We start from the raw sequence: 19,104 nt of genomic DNA on the forward strand, positions 1-19,104 counted from the left end.
TTAGTTGTGAACCGCCGATCCATACGACTGGCCGCCTCCCTCGGTGTCGCCATGACCGTCGCCGGAGGCTCGCTCGCCGCCGCGTCGGAGCTCACCGGCTCCTCGGCCGCGCCGCAGAAGCCCGTGGCCGCCAAGCACGTCCTCCTGCTGTCGGTTGACGGTCTGCACCAGTCGGATCTGGCCTGGTACATCGCCCGCCACCCCGGCTCCGCGCTGGCCCGACTGGTGAACGGCGGCGTGCACTACACCAACGCGCACACCACCACCCCCTCGGACTCCTTCCCAGGCATGACCGCCCAGGTCACCGGCGGCGGCCCGGGTACCACCGGCGTCTATTACGACGACGTGTACAACCACGCCCTGCTCCCGGCCGGCACCACCCACTGCAAGGGCGTCAAGCCCGGCGTCGAGGTGGACATGACCGAGGACATGGACAAGAACAAGGCTTCCCTCGATGCCGGTCAGGGCCTGAAGAACCTGCCCGGCAGCATCCTGCAGATGACTGGACGGCCGCAGAGCCTGCTCGACCCGAGCAAGCTGCCCGTCGACCCCACGACCTGCAAGCCGGTCTACCCGCACTCGTACCTGCAGGTGAACACCGTCTTCAACGTGGCCCGCAACGCCGGCCTGCGCACCGCCTGGTCGGACAAGCACATCGCCTACGACATCCTCAACGGCCCTTCGGGTACAGGCATCCAGGACCAGTTCTCCCCGGAGATCAACAGCGACGCAGGCGGCTACCCGGCCGGGAACGACTGGACCACCGACAACAAGGCGACCGAGCAGTACGACAGCTACAAGGTCAAGGCCGTCCTCAACGAGATCGACGGCTACGACCACAGCGGCCGTCACAAGGTCGGCACCCCGGCGATCTTCGGCATGAACTTCCAGTCGGTCTCCACCGCGCAGAAGCTGCCCTCCTCCGAGGGCCTCAAGGGCGGCTACGCCTCCAAGGGCGTCCCCGGCCCGCTGCTGCAGAAGAACCTCGACTACGTCAACACCGAGATCGGCGCGATGGTCAAGGAGATCAAGGCCAAGGGCCTGGCCTCCAGCACGGACATCGTTCTGTCCGCCAAGCACGGCCAGTCGCCCACCGATCCCACGGCCCTGACCCGCGTGGACGACGGTCCGCTGCTCGACGGACTCAACGCCGCCTGGAAGAAGAAGCACCCGGGCGCCGGCCAGCTCGTCGCGCACTCCGTGGACGACGACGGCATGCTGCTGTGGCTGAACGACCGCTCCGCCGAGGCCACCTCGTTCGCCAAGCAGTACCTGCTGTCGCAGAGCGGCAAGGGCACCGACATCAACGGCAAGCCCACCAAGTCCTTCAGCAACAGCGGGCTCAGCAGGGTCTACGCAGGCAAGGAGGCCGCCGAGTACTTCGGCGTCAAGCCCGGTGACGCCCGGGTCCCGGACCTGTTCGGCATCGCCAAGTACGGTGTGGTCTACACGGGCGGCACCAAGAAGATCGCCGAACACGGCGGCGCCCACGCTGACGACCTGAACGTCCCGCTCGTCATCTCCGGCGCGGGCACCCCCGCGGGCATGACCAAGACTGCTCAGGTCGAGACCACCCAGATCGCCCCGACGATCCTGTCCCTCCTGGGCCTGAACCCCCACAACCTCCAGGCCGTCCAGAAGGACCACACCCAGATCCTGCCGGTCCGCTGACCCTCGGCAACCCGTGACCCCGGCACGGGTGGGCCGCACGCAGAACAGCGTGCGGCCCACCCGTGCTCATGCATGGTGTCAAGCTGCTCGCACCGGAAGCGGGACTGGTGGACCGCGTGCGCGACTTCGTCACCGGCCGCGGCAAGTACTGAACCTTTCTCGGCAAGAGGCCGGGCGAGGATCTGCAGGTCGGCGCTCGCCCATGAGCTGGGCGAAGTCGCACAACTTCACGGGGAGTGCTTGACTGCGCCGCCGCGATCAGGCGGCGGCCTCGTTCGCTGGCGGTCGGGGTTCAGCCGGCGCCCGGCGTGCTTGAGCCAGGCTGAGGTCTTCGGCCGCGACTTGGCGGATGCCGTGCCCCTGGCCCTTGGTGTCCCACTTCTTCACCGGCCAGCCCACCTCGCCGCCCCACGTGGCTGCTTTAGCGGCCAGCGCCGCCCTCGCCTTGGCTCTCCGCGATCCCAGCACGCGTGCTCCCTCCAGCACCGGCCGAATGAGAACATTGCCAGGTCGGACACGTTCATGCGGCGGCGGTACGACGGTCCCGCCAGGTGATGCCCGTTCCGGAGATCGCGCAGGTGGGCAGGTGGCCCTGGGAGTGCCGGAGGTGAGGGAGCCGCCGGGAGAGGCCGCTGGCGCAGGCGATCCCCCCGCCAGGGCAGAGACGACGGCACACGCGGAGCGCGCGGCGTCCAGCTGCTCCTGCATGCCAGCCACCATGTAGGCGAAGCCGGTGCCCTGCGAACCGGCACACCGCGTCATTCCCAAGGAATGCGAAACTCGAATTCGGGACGGTCCCACGGCACGGCAGGCGGGTTCGCAAGCGCGGTCCCGATCCGCACTGCACCGGCGCGGTGGTAGAAGTCCTCGGCGGGAGGATGCGACACGACCTTGACACGGTCGAGCCCGGCGGCACGGGCCTCGGACTGCATGTGCGCGACGAGCAGCCGTCCGATACCACGTCCTTGCACTTCGTCAGCGACGAACAGCAGGTCGAGCTCCGGTGGAGCGAGGACGAGGGAGTAGAACCCGAGGAGCCGGCCTCCATGCTCGTCGGCGCCGACGGCTACGAAGGCGCGGTGGGCCTCTATGTAGTCAGGACCGACCCGGTAGCCCGCCACCGCGCCTGCGTACCTACCCTCGTAGGCGCCTGAGCCACGCACGAGCCGCGTGAGCCGCTTGGCATCCCGCGCGACCGCCCTCCGTATAGTGATCGGCTGGCTGATCGGAGAAGTGCGTGAAGTCACCGGGAGAGTATTTCGCACCGGAGAGTGCCATCCTGCGGCGGGTCGGCTACTCGAGCAGACGTTCCTCCACCGCTCCCGGGAACCACTCGTGCGAGCGCAACCGATCTCACGCGGAAGCCGCGCCGGAACGCTCCGGTACGGCTTCGGCGTCTCACGGCTCCGCGCGGAGGTCCCCGTCGGAACGGCTTCTGGCGGGCCTCACAGCCTGTGAGCGGGGTCGTGGCGTAGCTGTCCGACCAGGTGGAAGCCAATCCTCAGCGGCTGGCCCAGCAGCAGCGCCGCCCGCCGTGAGCACTCCAGGCGTGCACAGACGCCGCAGCAGGATCGAGGAACGGACCTCGCCGCTGAGAAACGCCGAGGCCCCCCTGCCAGCACCTGCCCGCGGGGGGCCTCAGCGCGCTGATTCCACACAAAGCGGCGAAGGACGACCTGGTCGAGCCCCCAACACTTGGTTCGGCGGGGAGTTCCCGTGCCGTGATACGCATCGGTCGTACGACACGTGTCATTACAGCGTCCTTGCTCCGTATGCTCGAAAAGCGGAGAGCCGGAGTGCAACGGTGTCCGCGCCGGACGCTGCATGCCGTCGTAGCCCGCCGCGCGAGGAAGCCCCGCCGCAAGCATTACCGGAGTACGGCTCTGCGCCGTGAGCTGGGTGCGGACGAGCTGGGCTCAGTCCTCGTCCTGGGCGCGTCGGTAGAGCTTGGCGATGTCGTCGTCGAAGTACGCGGCGTAGGACACATCGTCCTGGTCGCCGCCGCCCTCATGGCCGCCCAGGACGCCGATGACCGTGGCGGTGTGGCTCTTGGGGTCGTAGTCGGCGAGCCAGGGGCTGCCGCTGGTCCCGTCCCCGAGATCGGTGCACTGGATGCGCAGCTGGGTGTCGCTGAACTTCGTGGTGCGGTTCTGGCATGAGATCGGGGTGTCACGGCTGGTGGGATAGCCGGTGATCTTGACCTTGTTGTCGAAGCCGCGGTTGATACCGAGGGTGTTGCCGCCCAGGACGTCCTGGATGTCCTTGCCGTCCTTCTGGTCGAGGACGAGGAAGGCGACGTCGAGGTCCTCGTCCTGCGACTTGGCCCAGCGGTCGTCGACGACCACCTTGCTGACCTTCCAGAAGCCGGTGGGTTCGTCGCCATTGCGGTAGCCGGGGGCGAAGACCAGGTCGTTCAGCGGCTGTCCGGTGTCGGCATCGAAGGCGCAGTGGGCCGCGGTGATCAGCATGTTCCGGCCCGGACTCTGCACCACGCTCGCGGTGCAGAAGTGGGCGCCCTGATCGTTCTTCTCGAAGACCGCGCCGATCCGGGCGTTCTCCTCGGTCCTGCGGGGGGTGTACGCGTTGCCGTCCTCGGCTGGGGCCGTCGCGGAGAGGGGCTGGTCCTGGTCCTGCCGGGACTGGCCCGGCTCGCCAGCCTTGCCGAAACCGCTGCGCCAGCTGCTTCTGGCCCTATGGGTTTCCTCCGCGGCGTCACCCACCGCTGCGACTGCCCCGACGATGACCAGCGTCAAGGGCAGGATGGCATTCCTGGCTAGCGAGCGCACAAGGTCATTATCGACACGGGTCGGGAATCCGGGAGGTGCTCCACGGAGAGGTTCCCGTCACAATCCACCGTCCCAAAGGCACCGGCCTGTCAGCCCACACCCGCAAGGACCTGGACACCGTCACCGCCGAGCTCAATAGCCGCCCACGCAAGGCGCTGAAGTGAAGGAGAACCCTGGATCACTTCGTACAGAGCCGGCGCGGATGATGCGCGACGCCGAGGAGAACACGCTTCCCGCTCGGCCAAGCCGTCTTCTTCAAACAGCCTCAGCAGCCGCGACGATTCGTTCAGGGGCGTCCGCGTCTCGTGGCCAGGGCGAGGAACATGCGGACACACCAGCATCAACGGCGGTTCAACGTTCGCCCTGGTGTTCCCCGTCCCTCGCGAGGTTCTGTGAGCCGGTATTCCGGGAGCTGGAGGAGAGCTCAGACAGCTTTGGTCAGAGCCCGATCCCTTATGTATCCCGTTCAGGAACCCGAGTTCGACAGTTGGTGGGCATGCGGGGCGGGTCGGCGGCAGATCTGTGCAGGTGAGAGGGCTGGCACCCGCCTGAGACTGCCCGGAGGCGTGGGCAAACGGATCTGCCATGGGTATTGCTCTGATCTGGCCTGTTGCCTGATGACGCGGGCATGTACTTGCGGAAGATCCAGCGGCGGAACAAGGACGGGTCGGTGGTGCGCTACCTCCAACTCGCCCACAACCGGCGGGTCGGCGGCACCACACAGGCCGAGGTGCTGGTCGACTTCGGCCACGAGGACCGACTGGACGTCGACGGGTTGCGCCGCTGGGCGCCGAGGCGACCCGGACCTGTCCGCCGAGGACGTCGCGCTCGGCTACAAGAACTTGCTGGAAGCCGAACGCGCGTTCCGCACGATGAAATCCACCCTCGACCTGCGGCCGGTCCACCACCGCCTCGACGAGTGGACACGCGCTCACGTGCTGCTGTGCTGGCTCGCCCTGCTGCTGATCCGCGTCGCCGAGCGCCGCACCGTGCAGCCCTGGTCCAAGCTCGCCGCCGAGCTCGGCCGGATCCACCAGGTCACCCTCACCGGCCCGGCCGCCAGCGGTGTCGCCATGAGGTGCGGCCGGTGTCGGCATCTCCCGCGTCAGGGGCCCGGTGAGAAGGGGCGGACTCCGTGAAGTAGGCGCTGTCCTTGGGACGATTTCTGTCCGTGGCCGGGCGGGGGCGCGGGGCCGGCTCCAGGTGGGGGATGTACTTGGAGCAGTGGACGTAGGCTTCCTCGACGGTGAGGTGGACCCACAGGTGGGGTTGGCGACCGGGCGCGGTGTCGGTCGGCAGATGCGGGTACCAGGTGCGGAGGTCGCGGTCGGTGTACAGCCGCACTGTGCCATTGATGTGCAGCCCTATGTGATCATGAGTGAAGTCCATGAACAGCATGCCGAGGTGGGGGTTCTCGGTCATGTTCCCCGCGCTGGCCAGGACACCGTTGCCCCGGTATTCGGGGTAGGCCAGAGTGCGGTCGTCGAGGGAGACGCAGAATCCCGGCGGCCCGGAGCGGAAGCTGCTGTCGCAGGCTCCTCGGGAGTCGGCGGTCGACAGGAACATCATGGTCTGCCGGGCTATGAACTCCCGCATGGCGGGCGTCAGGTAGGGGTGTACCTGACGGTCGTAGAAGTCGGCCGCTCGGTCAGTGGTGCCGAGCTGCTGCTGCAGCAGTCGTTCACCGAAGGAGCCGGTCGTCTCGGGGCTGTTCACAGCTGGTCGGTCTCCTCTTCAGGCGGGGGCGGCCCCAGAGGGGCGGTCAGGACGGGGACGTCCCAGGGGTCGTAGTGGATGTGGTGCGGCGGGACGCCATGACGCCGCAGGGCCTGCATGGCTTCACCGAGCATCTGCGGTGGGCCGCACAGGTACGCCTCGTGCCGGTACCAGGGACCGAATTCCGCCAGTACCTCGGGCAGCGTGCCCTCCAGTCCGGCGATACGCTCGTGGGAGACCGCGGCCCGGACGCGGAGCCAGTGGTAGCGCTGGGACATGCGCAGCATGTCATCGAGCCCGTACAGTTCGTCCGCCGTTCTGGCGCCGATGAACAGACTGACCTCCCGCGCGTCCCCTATGCCGTTCTGGGCCGCCTGCTCGATCAGGGCGCGTATCGGAGCCAGGCCGGTACCGCCGGCGACGAAGAGCAGGTCCCGTCCGGCGGTCGGACGCAGCACCATGTCGCCTTCTGGCGGCCCCAGCCGAACCGGGTCTCCCGGACGGGCGTGGTGCACCAGCGCGTTGCTGACCGTGCCTCCGGGCACCGCACGGACGTGGAAGGTCAGCTGGGAGTTGGGCCGTGGGGCGTGTGCGGGTGAGTAATGCCGCCACAGCCTCGGCGCCCAGGGCGTCTCGATGCTCACGTACTGGCCCGCCACGAAGGGGTACGGCAGCTGTGGCTGGATGGTGATCTCAGCGATTCCGTGTCCGCGGTGCACGTGCTTGACGATGTGCGCGTGCCACACGGCCGGCCGGTGACGCGCGTCCTCCTCGGCGGCGCGGGCCATCACGTCCGCGGCAGCGGTGTAGGCACGCTGCCAAGCCGCCGCCAACTCCGGGCTCCAGGCCGGCCCCGCGTAGTGGGAGAGGGCTTGCAGCAGGCATTCGCCGACAGCCGGGTAATGAGCGCTTTGCGTGCCGAACTTGCGGTGGCCACGCCCGAGACGGGAGCAGAACGCGACGAGGTTGCCGGGGTCGTCGACCAGTTCCACGATGCGCAGCAGAGCTCGGACCAGACGTTCCCGCTGGACGTCGAGTTCGGCCGGGAACAAGTCCCTGACCTGTGGATGACGCGCAAAGAGGATGTCGTAGAAGTACACGGCCAGCTCGGCGACGTGAGGTGCGACAACCGCCAGGCTGCCCCGCACCAGCGCGACGTCCTCAGCACTGACAGGGGGATGGGCGGGTGCCGCGTGATGGGCCACCGTGGTGGGGGCCGGGCCCGGTGGGGCGGCTCTGTTCCATCCATCCGCCGGCCCCGGCGGCGTGTCTGGGTCCCGGGTGTGCTGCATGGACTGGAATCTGCCCGTCACCGTTGATCCCAGGTGTGTTCCGTCGCCGACGCCGCACCGGCGTGAAGGCAGAGCCTCTCGTCCAGCTCCGTGGTACGCGCAAGGTGTGTCGGCTGAGTCCGCATCACTGCGGGACGGAATCGTCCGCCCACCCCGCTCGCTCGTTTCCGCGCGGAGAGGACGACACCCGGCCTGGATGAGCCGAGGAACTCCCTCCGGACCATCCCCGGTGCCGGGCGGCGCCGAGCAGACCCGCTACGAACTGTGCACGTCTGCCGTGGGGGATGGCTTCTGGCACGGACTTCACCGAGGTGCGGCTTGGGTGCGACATGCGTGGTACCAGTGCGCTGGCGAGCGCTGTACATGGAACACGTACCTTTCTCTCACCGCGTCGGCGCACTCGGCAAGAGCAGGGCGACGGCATCGTCGGGCGCTGGGCCCAAGCTGCCGGGAGCCCCCGCACGTGTGCGAACAGCTCCTGTGCCGACAGCCCGGCTGCCTGGGACGGGCAACCGCCAGGCGCCCGTCACCCTAGCGTTCGAGGGTGTCGACATGTGTTCCGGGATCCCGTTGAACGAGGTTCACGGGGTTACCGGACAGTAGGAGGGCGCCCGCGGTTCGCCCCCGGCCTGGGCGGGGCTACGACCCACGTTCACGGGAGCGACCCCGTGTCGAGCCGGGGACGTAGGCCCGACGGCCGCGCAGCTCCACCTGCGCGCTTCCGGTCGGCAGGGGCGTCCGCCGCAGGAGCGGGCACGTGTGGTGGGGCCGTTTGTTGCGCGGTGAGCTCACCCCGGTCAGAGACCTCAAGAGTCAGACCCCGCCGCAGGACTGCACCCGCCCATTCTCCCCACACCCACAGCTTCCCGGCCGAGTCCCGCGCAGCATGCTCAGTCCCAGCTCATGGAAAATCCTGAATCCGACTCTGGCCGACCACAGCGGATCGCGAACGTCGACATCCCGCTCCGTGACCGACTCGGTTACCTGGACGCGGTGCTCGTACGAGCGTGCGACGACGTCCCGTGGTCCCCGTCCGGCGCTGGGTCGACCGGTCCAGGCAGCCCGCTGGAACGGGCTCCTGGGGCGGGGCGTCCGGAGGCTGACTCGGTGCTCTCGCCGAGGAAGCCGCCCGACTGGTGCTGCCACAGCTTGGCATAGGCGCCCTTCGCTGCGAGCAGTTCCTCGTGGGTGCCCTGCTCGACGACGCTTCCGCGGTCAACGACGACGAGACGGTCCATGCCGGCAACGGTGCTCAGACGGTGGGCGACCACGAGGGCCGTCCGTCCATCCATCAACCGCCACAGGGCGTCCTGCACGAGGAGCTCGCTCTCCGAGTCCAGCGCGCTGGTTGCCTCGTCGAGCAGCAGGATCGGGGCGTCCCGCAGAATGGCCCTGGCGAGGGCGACGCGCTGGCGCTGGCCGCCCGAGAGTTTCACTCCCCGCTCCCCCACCAGAGTGCCGAAGCCGTCGGGGAGTTGGTCGGCGAACTCCGTGACGTGCGCGGCCGCGGCCGCCGCGTGGATCTCCTCGTCAGTGGCGCCGGGCCGGGCGAAGGCGATGTTGTCCCGCAGGCTGCGGTGGAACATGGCGGGTTCCTGTGGGACGTAGGCGATCAGTGAGCGCAGGTCGGTCTGGCGCAGCCTGCTGATGTCCTGACCACCGATCAGGATGCGTCCGTCGTCGATGTCCGACATCCGCAGCAGGAGCCGGGTGAGTGTGGTCTTGCCTCCGCCGGACCTGCCGACCAGACCGATCCGTGCGCCTGCGGCCACGTCCAGGTCGAGTGCCTGGAAAATCGGCTTCGCGCCCGTGTGACCGAAGGTCACTGCGTCGAAACGGATGCCTGTGTCCCGCGGTGCGAGCGGTTCGGGTTCCGTCGGGTCGAGCACGGTGGGCGGATCCAGCAGCAGTTCCGTGAACTGCGCGGCCTCCGTCATCGAGCTCTCCAGACGCCGGTAGATCTGGTTGAACTCGAACATGATCTGGGTCGCGTTGGAGTAGTAGGTGAAAGCGACGACGACCTCCTCCACTCCCTGGCCCGGGCCACCCAGGGCGATGGCGACCAACAGGCCCAGCACGTTGGTCACCACGGACATGGGGGCGATCAGGGTGTCGACGCGCAGGTTGCCGTAGTCCCACGACCTCAGCGTCAGGCGCCGGGAGTCCGCGACACGCCTGCGGTGTTCGTCGGCCTCCCGCCGCTCGGCCGCGAACGCCCGGATGGTCTCCATGTTCATGAGGCTGTCGGCGACGTGGCCGGAGACCCGGGCGATCGCCGCCTCACGGTCGTTGACGAGCCGCTGCCGGCGACGGATCAGAGGTGTCGCGGCTACCACCGTCAGCACGATCATCACAAGAAGGCCAGCGACGAGCATCGGTTCGTAGCTCCACAGGACCACGGCACCGAACACCAGGGGGACGAGGCTGCCCACGATCCGGTACGTCACCGTGTCGACGAAGTCCTCGAAGCGCTTACCGAAGCTCAGCACCCGTTTGGTCAGGGAGCCGGCGAAGTTGTCGTGGAAGAATGCCGCGTCCTTGGCGAGAAGTTCATCCATGCCACTCACGTACAGGTGTTCCATGCCGAGCGCGTCCACGCGGTTCAGGCAGTGCTGCCCGACCCGCCACACTGCCTCGGCGAGCAGCAGCGTCACGCCGAAGCCCAGCACGTACGGCAGCGCCGAGGTGAGGGTGAGACCGCTGTCGTCGGCGGCCTGTCCTGCCAGTTTGGCGATCAGCAGGGGGGCGACGTAGCGGATGCCGATGTTGCCCACGGCCGGGAGCAGCAGCGCGGGCAGGGCCAGCCGTCGTAGTCGCATCAGTTCTCGGCCGTAGCGGCGCAGTGCCAGGACGACCGCGCTCCTGCCTGGCGCCGGCTCGCACATATCTGTTGTCCCCATCACACTCCCGGTGTTCGGAAGTCGGAAGTTTCCCGTCGGGGAAGGTTCTCAGTCCAGGCATTTAACACGGACTGACGAGAACCGGACACCGCCGCGTTCAGCGGATATAGCGGACGCATCCAGTGGTGAGCTTGCGACGGTTGGTGTAGCCATCGTCGTGGTTCAGGGCCCAACGCACGGCGGGCTCGGGGCCGGAGGCACCGGCCGCCCAGTACCAGGCGCCCTTCCAGGCCGAGTGCCCTCTCCCGGACTGCGGGGTCTGGTGAGGCCATCGCCCGGGGCCACATCGGAACGTCGACGGCTGGGCCGTAAGGGTGGCTCATCGACGACCAGTTGGCGCTGTCCGACGTCGGACGGACCTCGGATGGCTGGCGGAGCAGACGTCGAGGCCGAGTCCCTCCTCGTCCGTCCAGTGGGCCATGGCCCGGCACAGGAACGCCTTGGCCGCGTAGAGGACTTCGGCGTCGGGGAAGGCGTCGTAGTAGGTGCGGCAGCGGTCGCGGACCTCGGCCTCGTCCGGTCGGGCCCTGCGCGCCGGCAGTAGGGCGACCGACCTCATGGCGGCGGGAGTCGGCGGATCCGGGATGTCTCCCGGGCCGCCGACTCCCATTGTGTTCGGAGCCCTGAGGCCGTCACTGCTTCGCTACAAGGCCCTTGAGCGCGATGTTGAGCTCCAGGACGTTGACCCGGGGCTCGCCGATGAAGCCGAGGGTGCGGCCCTCGGTGTGGCCCTTGACCAGCTTCTCCACCTGGGCGAGGGACAGGCCGTTCTTCGCGGCGACGCGGTGGACCTGGAGTTCGGCGTAGGCCGGGGAGATCGCCGGGTCCAGGCCGGAGCCGGAGGAGGTCACCGCATCCGCCGGGACGTCCGACGGCTTGACGGTGTAGCCGGGCACGGAGTTGTCCTTCACGACCGCGGCCTTGGCGTCCTCGACCTGCTTGACCAGCACCTTGCTGTCGGCGGACAGGTTGGTCGCACCGGACAGAATCAGCTTGTACTGCGTGTTCACGCTGTTGGTGCCGAGCCCGTTCGCCGGGCGGCCCTGGAACCACTTCAGGTCCGCGTCAGGGGTCTGCTGCCCCTTCTTCAGCGGCAGGTTGTACGACTGCCCGATCAGGGACGAGCCGACCACCTTGCCGTCCGCCTTGATCTCCGAGCCGTTCGCCTTGTTGCTGAACAGCCCCTGCGCGATGCCGGTGACGACCAGCGGATAGATGACACCGGTCACCAGGGTCAGCACGAGGAGGGCCCGCAGGCCCGCCCCGAGCAACCGGGCGGTGTTCGTTACGGAGTTGTTCATGGCGATCAGCCGATTCCGGGGATGAGGGAGATGAGCAGGTCGATGATCTTGATGCCGATGAAGGGCGCGATCAGGCCGCCGATGCCGTAGATCCCGAGGTTGCGGCGGAGCATCTTGTCGGCGCTCATCGGCCGGTAGCGCACGCCCTTCAGGGACAGCGGCACCAGCGCGATGATGATCAGCGCGTTGAAGATGACCGCGGACAGGATCGCGGAGTTGGGCGAGGACAGCTGCATGATGTTCAGCTTGTCCAGGCCCGGGTAGACCGCCGCGAACAGCGCCGGGATGATCGCGAAGTACTTCGCGACGTCGTTGGCGATGGAGAACGTCGTCAACGCGCCCCGGGTGATGAGGAGTTGCTTGCCGATCTCCACGATCTCGATGAGCTTGGTCGGGTTGGAGTCGAGGTCGACCATGTTGCCGGCCTCCTTGGCGGCCGACGTACCGGTGTTCATCGCCACGCCGACGTCCGCCTGAGCCAGCGCGGGCGCGTCGTTCGTGCCGTCACCGGTCATCGCGACCAGCTTGCCGCCCGCCTGTTCCCGCTTGATGAGGGCCATCTTGTCCTCGGGGGTGGCCTCGGCGAGGAAGTCGTCGACGCCGGCCTCCTCGGCGATCGCCTTGGCGGTCAGCGGGTTGTCGCCCGTGATCATGATGGTCTTGATGCCCATGCGGCGCAGTTCCTCGAACCGCTCCCGCATGCCGTCCTTGACGACGTCCTTCAGGTGGATGACACCCAAGATGCGGGCGCCCTTGTCGTCGTGGACGGCGACCAGCAGCGGGGTGCCGCCGGCCTCGGAGATCCGGTTGGCTATGCCGTCCGCGTCCCCCGCGACCGTGCCGCCCTGCTCCTGCACCCAGGCGATGACCGAGGCGGTGGCGCCCTTGCGGATTTTCCTGCCGTCGACGTCCACACCCGACATGCGGGTCTGGGCGGTGAAGGCGATCCACTCGGCCTGCGCCAGCTCGCCCTGGTGGCGTTCGCGCAGGCCGTACTTCTCCTTCGCCAGGACGACGATGGAGCGGCCCTCGGGGGTCTCGTCGGCCAGCGAGGAGAGCTGGGCGGCGTCGGCGACCTCGGCCTCGGTGGTGCCGCGCACCGCAACGAACTCGGCGGCCTGCCGGTTGCCGAGGGTGATGGTGCCGGTCTTGTCGAGCAGCAGCGTGGAGACGTCACCGGCGGCCTCGACCGCCCGCCCGGACATGGCCAGTACGTTGCGCTGGACGAGGCGGTCCATGCCCGCGATGCCGATCGCGGACAGCAGGGCGCCGATCGTCGTAGGGATGAGGCAGACGAGGAGCGCCACCAGGACGACCATCGTCAGATGGGTGCCCGCGTAGTTCGCGAACGGCGGCAGGGTGGCCACCGCCAGCAGGAAGACGATGGTCAGCGAGGCGAGCAGGATGTTCAGCGCGATCTCGTTGGGCGTCTTCTGGCGGGCCGCGCCCTCGACGAGGTTGATCATCCGGTCGATGAAGGTCTCGCCCGGCTTCGTCGTGATCTTGATGACGATCCGGTCGGACAGCACCTTGGTGCCGCCGGTGACGGCGCTGCGGTCGCCGCCGGACTCCCGGATGACCGGGGCGGACTCACCCGTGATCGCCGACTCGTCCACCGAGGCCACACCCTCGACGACATCACCGTCACCCGGGATGACGTCACCGGCCTCGCACACCACCAGGTCGCCGATCTTCAGCTCGGTTCCGGGTACCTGCTCCTCGGACGTACCGTCGCCGAGAAGCCGGCGGGCGACGGTGTCGGTCTTGGCCTTGCGCAGAGTGTCGGCCTGTGCCTTGCCGCGGCCCTCGGCGACCGCCTCCGCCAGGTTGGCGAAGATCACGGTCAGCCACAGCCAGGCGCTGATGGTCCAGCCGAACCAGTTGCCCGGGTCCTTGAGGGAGAAGACGGTGGTCAGGATCGAGCCGATCCACACCACGAACATCACGGGCGACTTGACCATCACCCGCGGGTCGAGCTTGCGGAATGCTTCCGGCAGCGACTTGACCAGTTGCTTGGGGTCGAAGAGGCCCGCTCCGACACGGCCCTCGGCGGGCTTGTGCCCGGTCGGCGCGTCCTGATGGGGCGCAAGGGTGGGAGTGGACATGGAGTCCTCGTGCTTCTGGGTGTCGGTGGTCATGACGCCAGCCCCTCGGCCAGCGGGCCCAGCGCCAGCGCCGGGAAGTACGTCAGACCGGTGATGATCAGGATCGCGCCCACCAGCAGACCGGTGAACAGCGGCTTCTCGGTGCGCAGGGTGCCCGCGGTCACCGGCACCGGCGTCTGCTCGGCGAGCGAACCGGCCAGCGCCAGCACGAACACCATCGGCAGGAAACGGCCCAGCAGCATCGCGAGCCCCGTCATGGTGTTGAACCAGTCGGTGTTCGCGTTCAGGCCGGCGAAGGCCGAGCCGTTGTTGTTCGACGCGGACGTGAACGCGTACAGCACCTCGGAGAACCCGTGCGCACCGGAGTTGAGCATCGAGTGCGGCGGGGTCGGCAGCGCCATGGAGGCCGCGGTGAAGACCAGCACGAGGGCGGGAGTGATGAGGATGTAGCAGGCGGCGAGCTTCATCTCGCGGCCGCCGATCTTCTTGCCCAGGTACTCGGGCGTACGGCCCACCATCAGACCGGCGATGAACACCGCGATGACCGCCATGATCAGTATGCCGTAGAGGCCGGATCCGGTACCGCCGGGCGCGATCTCGCCCAGCATCATGCTCAGCATGGCGATGCCGCCGCCGAGGCCGGTGAAGGAGGAGTGGAAGGAGTCCACCGCACCGGTCGAGGTCAGCGTGGTCGACACCGCGAAGATCGACGAGGGGCCGATGCCGAAGCGGACCTCCTTGCCCTCCATCGCGCCGCCCGCCGCCTGGAGCGCCGGGCCGTGGTGCGCGAACTCGGTCCACATCATCAGCGCGACGAAGCCCAGCCAGATGGTGAACATCGTGGCGAGGATGGCGTACCCCTGCTTCACCGAGCCGACCATCACGCCGAAGGTGCGGGTCAGCGAGAACGGGATCACCAGGATCAGGAAGATCTCGAGGATGTTGGTGAAGGGGGTGGGGTTCTCGAAGGGGTGGGCACTGTTGGCGTTGAAGTAGCCTCCGCCGTTGGTGCCCAGCTCCTTGATGGCCTCCTGCGAGGCGACCGCGCCGCCGTTCCACTGCTGCGAACCGCCCATGAACTGGCCGACCTCATGGATGCCGGAGAAGTTCTGGATCACGCCACAGGCCACGAGCACGACGGCGGCGATCGCCGCGCCCGGCAGCAGGATCCGCAGCGTGCCGCGCACCAGGTCGGACCAGAAGTTGCCCAGCTCACCCGTGCGGGAACGGGCGAAGCCGCGCACCAGGGCCACCGCGACGGCCATGCCCACGGCCGCCGAGACGAAGTTCTGCACGGCCAGACCGGCGGTCTGCACGACGTGCCCCATGGTCTGCTCGCCGTAGTACGACTGCCAGTTCGTGTTCGTCACGAACGAGACAGCCGTGTTGAACGACTGCGCCGGGTTGACCGAGGAGAAGTGCATCGAGCCGGGCAGGACGCCCTGCAGCCGCTGGAGGAGGTAGAGGAAGAGGACGCTGACGGCCGAGAAGGCGAGGACACCGCGCAGATAGGCAGGCCAGGTCATCTCGGTGTCGGGATTGGCACCGATGGCCTTGTAGGTCCACTGCTCGACGCGCAGGTGCTTGCGTGAGGAGTAGACGTTGGCCATGTAGTTGCCGACAGGGACGTAGACGAGCGCCAGTGCGCCTATGAGGGCGAGCAACTGGAGCAGGCCGGCGAGTACGGGACCCATGTGTGCGCTCAGAACCTCTCCGGGAAGATCAGGGCGAGGACGAGATAGCCCAGCAGGGCGACGGCCACGACCAGGCCGACGACGTTCTCGGCGGTCACAGCTTCGTCACCCCCTTGGCGACAAGGGCCACCAGCGCGAAACCCGCGAGCACGGTGACGACGAAGGCCAGATCGGCCATCGCGAACTCCTGGAGTGAGGTTCGGTTGAATCGGACGATTAGAGGGAAGCGCCTGTCTGGCCGGATCCGGTCGCCCGTTGACGGCACTCTTACGGCGGCCCCTACGGCTTTGACGGGACTCTTACGACCCTGATCTGTACTGACCAGTAGCGCGCGGTGACGGTGAGTGACCCCGGCTCACATCAGCCGGAAGCGCAGCCGGCAGATCACCGCGTCCGTCTCGCGCCGTACGGCGTGTGCGACGACCGCGCCCCGCTGGTTCTGGAGCAGCCGCTGCCACAGCCGCTCCGGCTCGGTCTCCGGGATCAGCACGGTGACCCGCGTGCCCGGCTCGGCGGCGGTCACCTCTCGGATGTACGCGGCGATGGGGCGGCCCAGGCTGCGCCGCTTGCAGGAGAGCCGGACCAGCTCCACGCCCGGGTCCCATTTCGCCCAGGCATGCTCCAAGGCGTGCAGCTGGGCCCGGTCCTCGGGCTCCGGGTAGCACACGGTCACCGCCCGGACCTCGTCGCCGAGGGAGACGGCCGCGGTCAGGGCCTCCGACGTCAGCCGGGACAGGGACGACACGGGGACTACCACCAGTGAGCGCTCGCGGTGCGGAGCCTCGGGGATCCGGCCCAGGCCGAGTCGCTCGCCGATCCGGCCGTAGGCGCGGTGCACGGTCTCGAAGGCGACTACCAGCAGAGGGAGCGCGATCACGATCAGCCAGGCGCCCTCGGCGAACTTGCTCGCCGTGACGACGACCGTCGCGACACCGGTGAGGACCGCGCCAAAGCCGTTCAGCAGCGCCTTTCCACGCCATCCCCGTCCCCGTCCCAGCCGCCAGTGCCGGACCATGCCCACCTGGGCGATCGTGAAGCCGACGAAGACGCCGATGGCGAACATCGGCACCAGGGTGTTGGTGTCGCCGCCGGAGAAGACCAGCAGCGCGGCCGAGACGACGGCGAGGGCGAGGACGCCGTGCCGGTGGACCTGGCGTTCGGCCTTCAGGGCGAAGACGTGCGGCGCGTAGTTGTCGCGGGCGAGGAGTTTGAGCAGCACAGGCAGCCCGCCGAAGGAGGTGTTGGCGGACAGCGCCAGCAGGATCATCGTCGCGAACTGGATCACGTAGAACGCCCAGTTGTGGCCGAGCGAGGCGTCCGCGAGCTGTGCCAGGACCGTGACGCCCGCGACCGGCTGCAGGTGGAAGCGGCCGATCAGCACCGAAAGGCCGATCAGCATCAGGCCCAGTACGGCACCCAGGGCGACCTCCGCGCGCTGGGCCCGGCGGACCCGCGGCAGCCGGAAGGACGGTACGGCGTTGGCGATGGCCTCGACGCCGGTCAGCGCCGCACACCCGGAGGCAAAAGCTTTCAGCAGAAGCAGCGCCCCGACGACCGTGGCGTTGTCCGCGACCACCGAGGCATGCCCGGCCGCGGTCACCGTGCTCACCGGGTGGGAACGGAACAGGCCGACGGCGATGAGGACGAAGACCGACCCGACGAACACGACCGTCGGCACGATGAACGCCCGCGCCGACTCCACGATCCCGCGCAGGTTGACGCCCGTGATCAGCGCCAGCACCGCCAGGCACAGCCACAGCCGGTCGTCGTAGAAGGCCGGGAAGGCGGACGTCAGGGCGGCCACGCCGGCCGTCACGGCGACGGCGACATTGAGGACGTAGTCCAGCACCAGCGAGGCGGCGGCCACCAGACTCGTCCGCGCCCCCAGGTGCGTCTTCGCCACCGCGTAGGACCCGCCGCCGTTCGGGAAGGCCGCGATCACCTGCCGGTAGGAGGCCACCAGCACCGCCAGCAGGGCGGCGATGGCCAGCGTGACCGGCATCGTGAAGCCCAGCCCGTGGGCGCCCGCGGCGGCCAGGACCAGGACGATCGCCTCCGGGCCGTACGCCACCGACGCCATCGCGTCCAGCGACAGCGCGGCCAGGCCGGTGACGGCGGTCAGCCGGTGGCGGTCGCCGGTATCAGGGGGTTCCCCGCCGACGGGGACGGCATCCGGCTGCTCGGCGGTCAGGACGGACATGGGCACGGGCTCCTTCTTCCTTCCACCGCGCACGAGGGCTGAGGAGTGCGCGACCGCCCCCAGGGTCTGTCCGCTTCCCGCCCGCTCCTGCCGTTCCTTGCGGCATCTTCGCGCCCAACCGGCCGACCTTGACGCGACCTTGACGGGCATGTGCTCTGGACGACTACCGTCCTGACGGATTTCCGGCGGTTCCTCACGTCTTCACCGGCGCCGCGTCACCAGGGCGGCGGAAGACCGCGTCAAGGTGTGCCGATCGGGTTCCTCGGGTCGCTACCGTCAGCGGCATGGGACGCCGTGACGACGCGCGCCGCAGACCGCTCGGCGCACAGGCGGACGCAGCAGACGGATCCGGGCAGGTCGCGAACGACCTCGATCGCGCAAAGGAGTTGTGGAGCGCCGTCCGCTGCGCCGGCGTACTGCTCGCCCTGCTGCTCCTGGTCGACTGGGGCTCCGGACGGACCGCCCTGTGGCGCGCCGCGCTGTGGCTCGTGCTCTCCGGACTGCTGTTCGTCGTGCTGTATCCCGCCCGGGTGGCCGCGGGCGAGAACTGGCTGGCCTCGCGCCGCATACTGCGCGAGCACCGAGTACGGACGGACCTGTTGGTGTCGGTCCGCTGCCTGGACGGCATCTCCCAACGACTCCTGCTGCGGGACGCCCTGGGCGGCCGCGTCGAGGTCGACCCGGAGGTCCTGGTGCGCAACCCGCAGCTGTGGTTCCGCCTTGAGGAAGGCGCGCGGAAGGCCGCCGCCGACGGCTCGCTGCTGTGCGGCGCGACCGCCTTGCAGCGCATCGCCCGGCGCGTGGACCGCGAAACCGCCCGCGCTGTGTTCGAAGCCTCCGGCCTGGAGTGAGCGGCAGGAGGGTCAGGTGACCGGCCCCGATGTGTCCAGAGCGGCCCCCGTCTGGTCGGCCAGCGTCACCGCGACAAGCCGCGCCCGGAGCGAAGGTACGGTGCCCGCGCCGGGGGTGAGCATGAAGCGGCCGAGGTAGTGGCCGTTGCCGTAGGTGCGCAGCTCGATCTCGCCCTCGGGCCAGCCGGCGGCGTCCACGTCCCAGGAGTGTCTGCCCACTGTCACGTTGCCATCGTTCTGGAGGCGTGGCGGCTGTCCCAGCAGGGTGCCGTACTCGAAGCGGCAGGCGCGCAGCCCTAGCAGGCCGGTGAGCTCCTGACGGACGTGGTCGACCACGGTGTCCGCGGAGTTGGCCGACTGTGCCAGGTCCGCCGTCCGGTGGATACGGGAGAGGTGAGCCGCGTCCGTGACCGTGATGACCTCAAGTCGACGGGCGTGAGCCGCCAGTTGGGACACGATGACGCCGACGACCAGCAGGAGTACCGCCGTCTCGATGTCGGCGGATGCGGTGATGTCGAAGGTCTGGTACGGCCGGGTGAGGAAGAAGTCGAACCAGGCCGCCGCCGACAGGGCCGCGACCACGCCCGC

13 protein-coding genes and 1 pseudogene are annotated in these 19,104 nt (G+C 68.7%); 2 read left to right on the forward strand and 12 right to left on the reverse strand.

Annotation, left to right across the window (positions count from 1 at the left end; translation table 11 throughout):
• The first annotated feature begins 51 nt into the window (after positions 1-51).
• On the forward strand, positions 52-1,671 hold the full coding sequence (locus ASC56_RS35830) for an alkaline phosphatase family protein (RefSeq protein ID WP_055495818.1): 1,620 nt from the start codon (positions 52-54) through the stop codon (positions 1,669-1,671).
• A 758-nt stretch (positions 1,672-2,429) separates the two neighbouring features.
• Here ASC56_RS35830 and ASC56_RS35835 read toward each other — a convergent pair.
• The 11 genes and pseudogenes from ASC56_RS35835 to ASC56_RS35890 all read right to left on the reverse strand — a co-directional run bounded on the left by ASC56_RS35835 (position 2,430) and on the right by ASC56_RS35890 (position 17,665).
• A complete protein-coding gene (locus tag ASC56_RS35835) occupies positions 2,430-2,918 on the reverse strand; it encodes a GNAT family N-acetyltransferase (RefSeq protein WP_079102955.1) in 489 nt (162 codons plus the stop codon).
• A gap of 669 nt (positions 2,919-3,587) precedes the next feature.
• On the reverse strand, positions 3,588-4,424 hold the full coding sequence (locus ASC56_RS35840; RefSeq protein WP_234377238.1) for a serine protease: 837 nt from the start codon (positions 4,422-4,424) through the stop codon (positions 3,588-3,590).
• Between the two features lie 1,077 nt (positions 4,425-5,501).
• Positions 5,502-6,173 carry a pyridoxamine 5'-phosphate oxidase family protein gene (locus ASC56_RS35850; RefSeq protein ID WP_055495798.1) on the reverse strand — a complete coding sequence of 224 codons (672 nt, stop codon included), beginning with the start codon at positions 6,171-6,173 and terminating at the stop codon, positions 5,502-5,504.
• Positions 6,170-7,321, reverse strand: coding sequence for a globin domain-containing protein (locus tag ASC56_RS35855; protein ID WP_234377239.1), 1,152 nt, complete (start codon positions 7,319-7,321; stop codon positions 6,170-6,172). Before ASC56_RS35855 ends, ASC56_RS35850 begins: the two co-directional genes overlap by 4 nt.
• Before the next feature lie 1,124 nt (positions 7,322-8,445).
• On the reverse strand, positions 8,446-10,365 hold the full coding sequence (locus tag ASC56_RS35860; RefSeq protein ID WP_055495800.1) for an ABC transporter ATP-binding protein: 1,920 nt from the start codon (positions 10,363-10,365) through the stop codon (positions 8,446-8,448).
• Positions 10,366-10,735: 370 nt separating this feature from the next.
• Positions 10,736-10,882: pseudogene (locus tag ASC56_RS35865) on the reverse strand (diaminopimelate decarboxylase); the annotation flags it as partial.
• A gap of 115 nt (positions 10,883-10,997) precedes the next feature.
• Positions 10,998-11,666 carry a potassium-transporting ATPase subunit C gene (locus tag ASC56_RS35870; protein WP_055495802.1) on the reverse strand — a complete coding sequence of 223 codons (669 nt, stop codon included), beginning with the start codon at positions 11,664-11,666 and terminating at the stop codon, positions 10,998-11,000.
• A 5-nt stretch (positions 11,667-11,671) separates the two neighbouring features.
• Positions 11,672-13,804: a potassium-transporting ATPase subunit KdpB gene (kdpB, locus tag ASC56_RS35875; protein WP_055495803.1), complete on the reverse strand. Its 2,133-nt coding sequence runs from the start codon at positions 13,802-13,804 to the stop codon at positions 11,672-11,674.
• Complete coding sequence (kdpA, locus tag ASC56_RS35880) at positions 13,801-15,465, reverse strand: potassium-transporting ATPase subunit KdpA (protein ID WP_055495804.1); 1,665 nt, start codon at positions 15,463-15,465, stop codon at positions 13,801-13,803. The genes kdpB and kdpA overlap by 4 nt, the downstream gene beginning before the upstream one ends.
• Positions 15,466-15,473: 8 nt before the next feature.
• Positions 15,474-15,563, reverse strand: a complete 90-nt coding sequence (gene kdpF / locus ASC56_RS35885) for a K(+)-transporting ATPase subunit F (protein WP_009326374.1) — start codon at positions 15,561-15,563, stop codon at positions 15,474-15,476.
• 257 nt (positions 15,564-15,820) lie between these two features.
• Positions 15,821-17,665, reverse strand: coding sequence for an APC family permease (locus tag ASC56_RS35890; protein WP_055495805.1), 1,845 nt, complete (start codon positions 17,663-17,665; stop codon positions 15,821-15,823).
• 284 nt (positions 17,666-17,949) lie between these two features.
• Here ASC56_RS35890 and ASC56_RS35895 point away from each other — a divergent pair, with 284 nt between their 5' ends.
• Complete coding sequence (locus ASC56_RS35895; protein ID WP_055495806.1) at positions 17,950-18,516, forward strand: hypothetical protein; 567 nt, start codon at positions 17,950-17,952, stop codon at positions 18,514-18,516.
• A gap of 12 nt (positions 18,517-18,528) precedes the next feature.
• Here ASC56_RS35895 and ASC56_RS35900 read toward each other — a convergent pair whose 3' ends face one another.
• Positions 18,529-19,098, reverse strand: coding sequence for a DUF4118 domain-containing protein (locus ASC56_RS35900; RefSeq protein ID WP_055495807.1), 570 nt, complete (start codon positions 19,096-19,098; stop codon positions 18,529-18,531).
• Positions 19,099-19,104: the final 6 nt, after the last annotated feature.

Origin of the sequence: Streptomyces sp. TP-A0356, assembly GCF_001417775.1 — a bacterium.
Classification (GTDB): Bacteria; Actinomycetota; Actinomycetes; order Streptomycetales; family Streptomycetaceae; genus Streptomyces.

Excerpts from the sequence above, each read along its gene's own strand:
- kdpB (WP_055495803.1), bottom strand. The coding sequence starts at position 13,804 with ATGACCACCGACACCCAGAAGCACGAGGACTCCATGTCCACTCCCACC.
- ASC56_RS35895 (WP_055495806.1), top strand. The coding sequence starts at position 17,950 with ATGGGACGCCGTGACGACGCGCGCCGCAGACCGCTCGGCGCACAGGCG.
- ASC56_RS35860 (WP_055495800.1), bottom strand. The coding sequence starts at position 10,365 with ATGGGGACAACAGATATGTGCGAGCCGGCGCCAGGCAGGAGCGCGGTC.
- ASC56_RS35830 (WP_055495818.1), top strand. The coding sequence starts at position 52 with ATGACCGTCGCCGGAGGCTCGCTCGCCGCCGCGTCGGAGCTCACCGGC.
- ASC56_RS35890 (WP_055495805.1), bottom strand. The coding sequence starts at position 17,665 with ATGTCCGTCCTGACCGCCGAGCAGCCGGATGCCGTCCCCGTCGGCGGG.
- ASC56_RS35870 (WP_055495802.1), bottom strand. The coding sequence starts at position 11,666 with ATGAACAACTCCGTAACGAACACCGCCCGGTTGCTCGGGGCGGGCCTG.
- kdpA (WP_055495804.1), bottom strand. The coding sequence starts at position 15,465 with ATGGGTCCCGTACTCGCCGGCCTGCTCCAGTTGCTCGCCCTCATAGGC.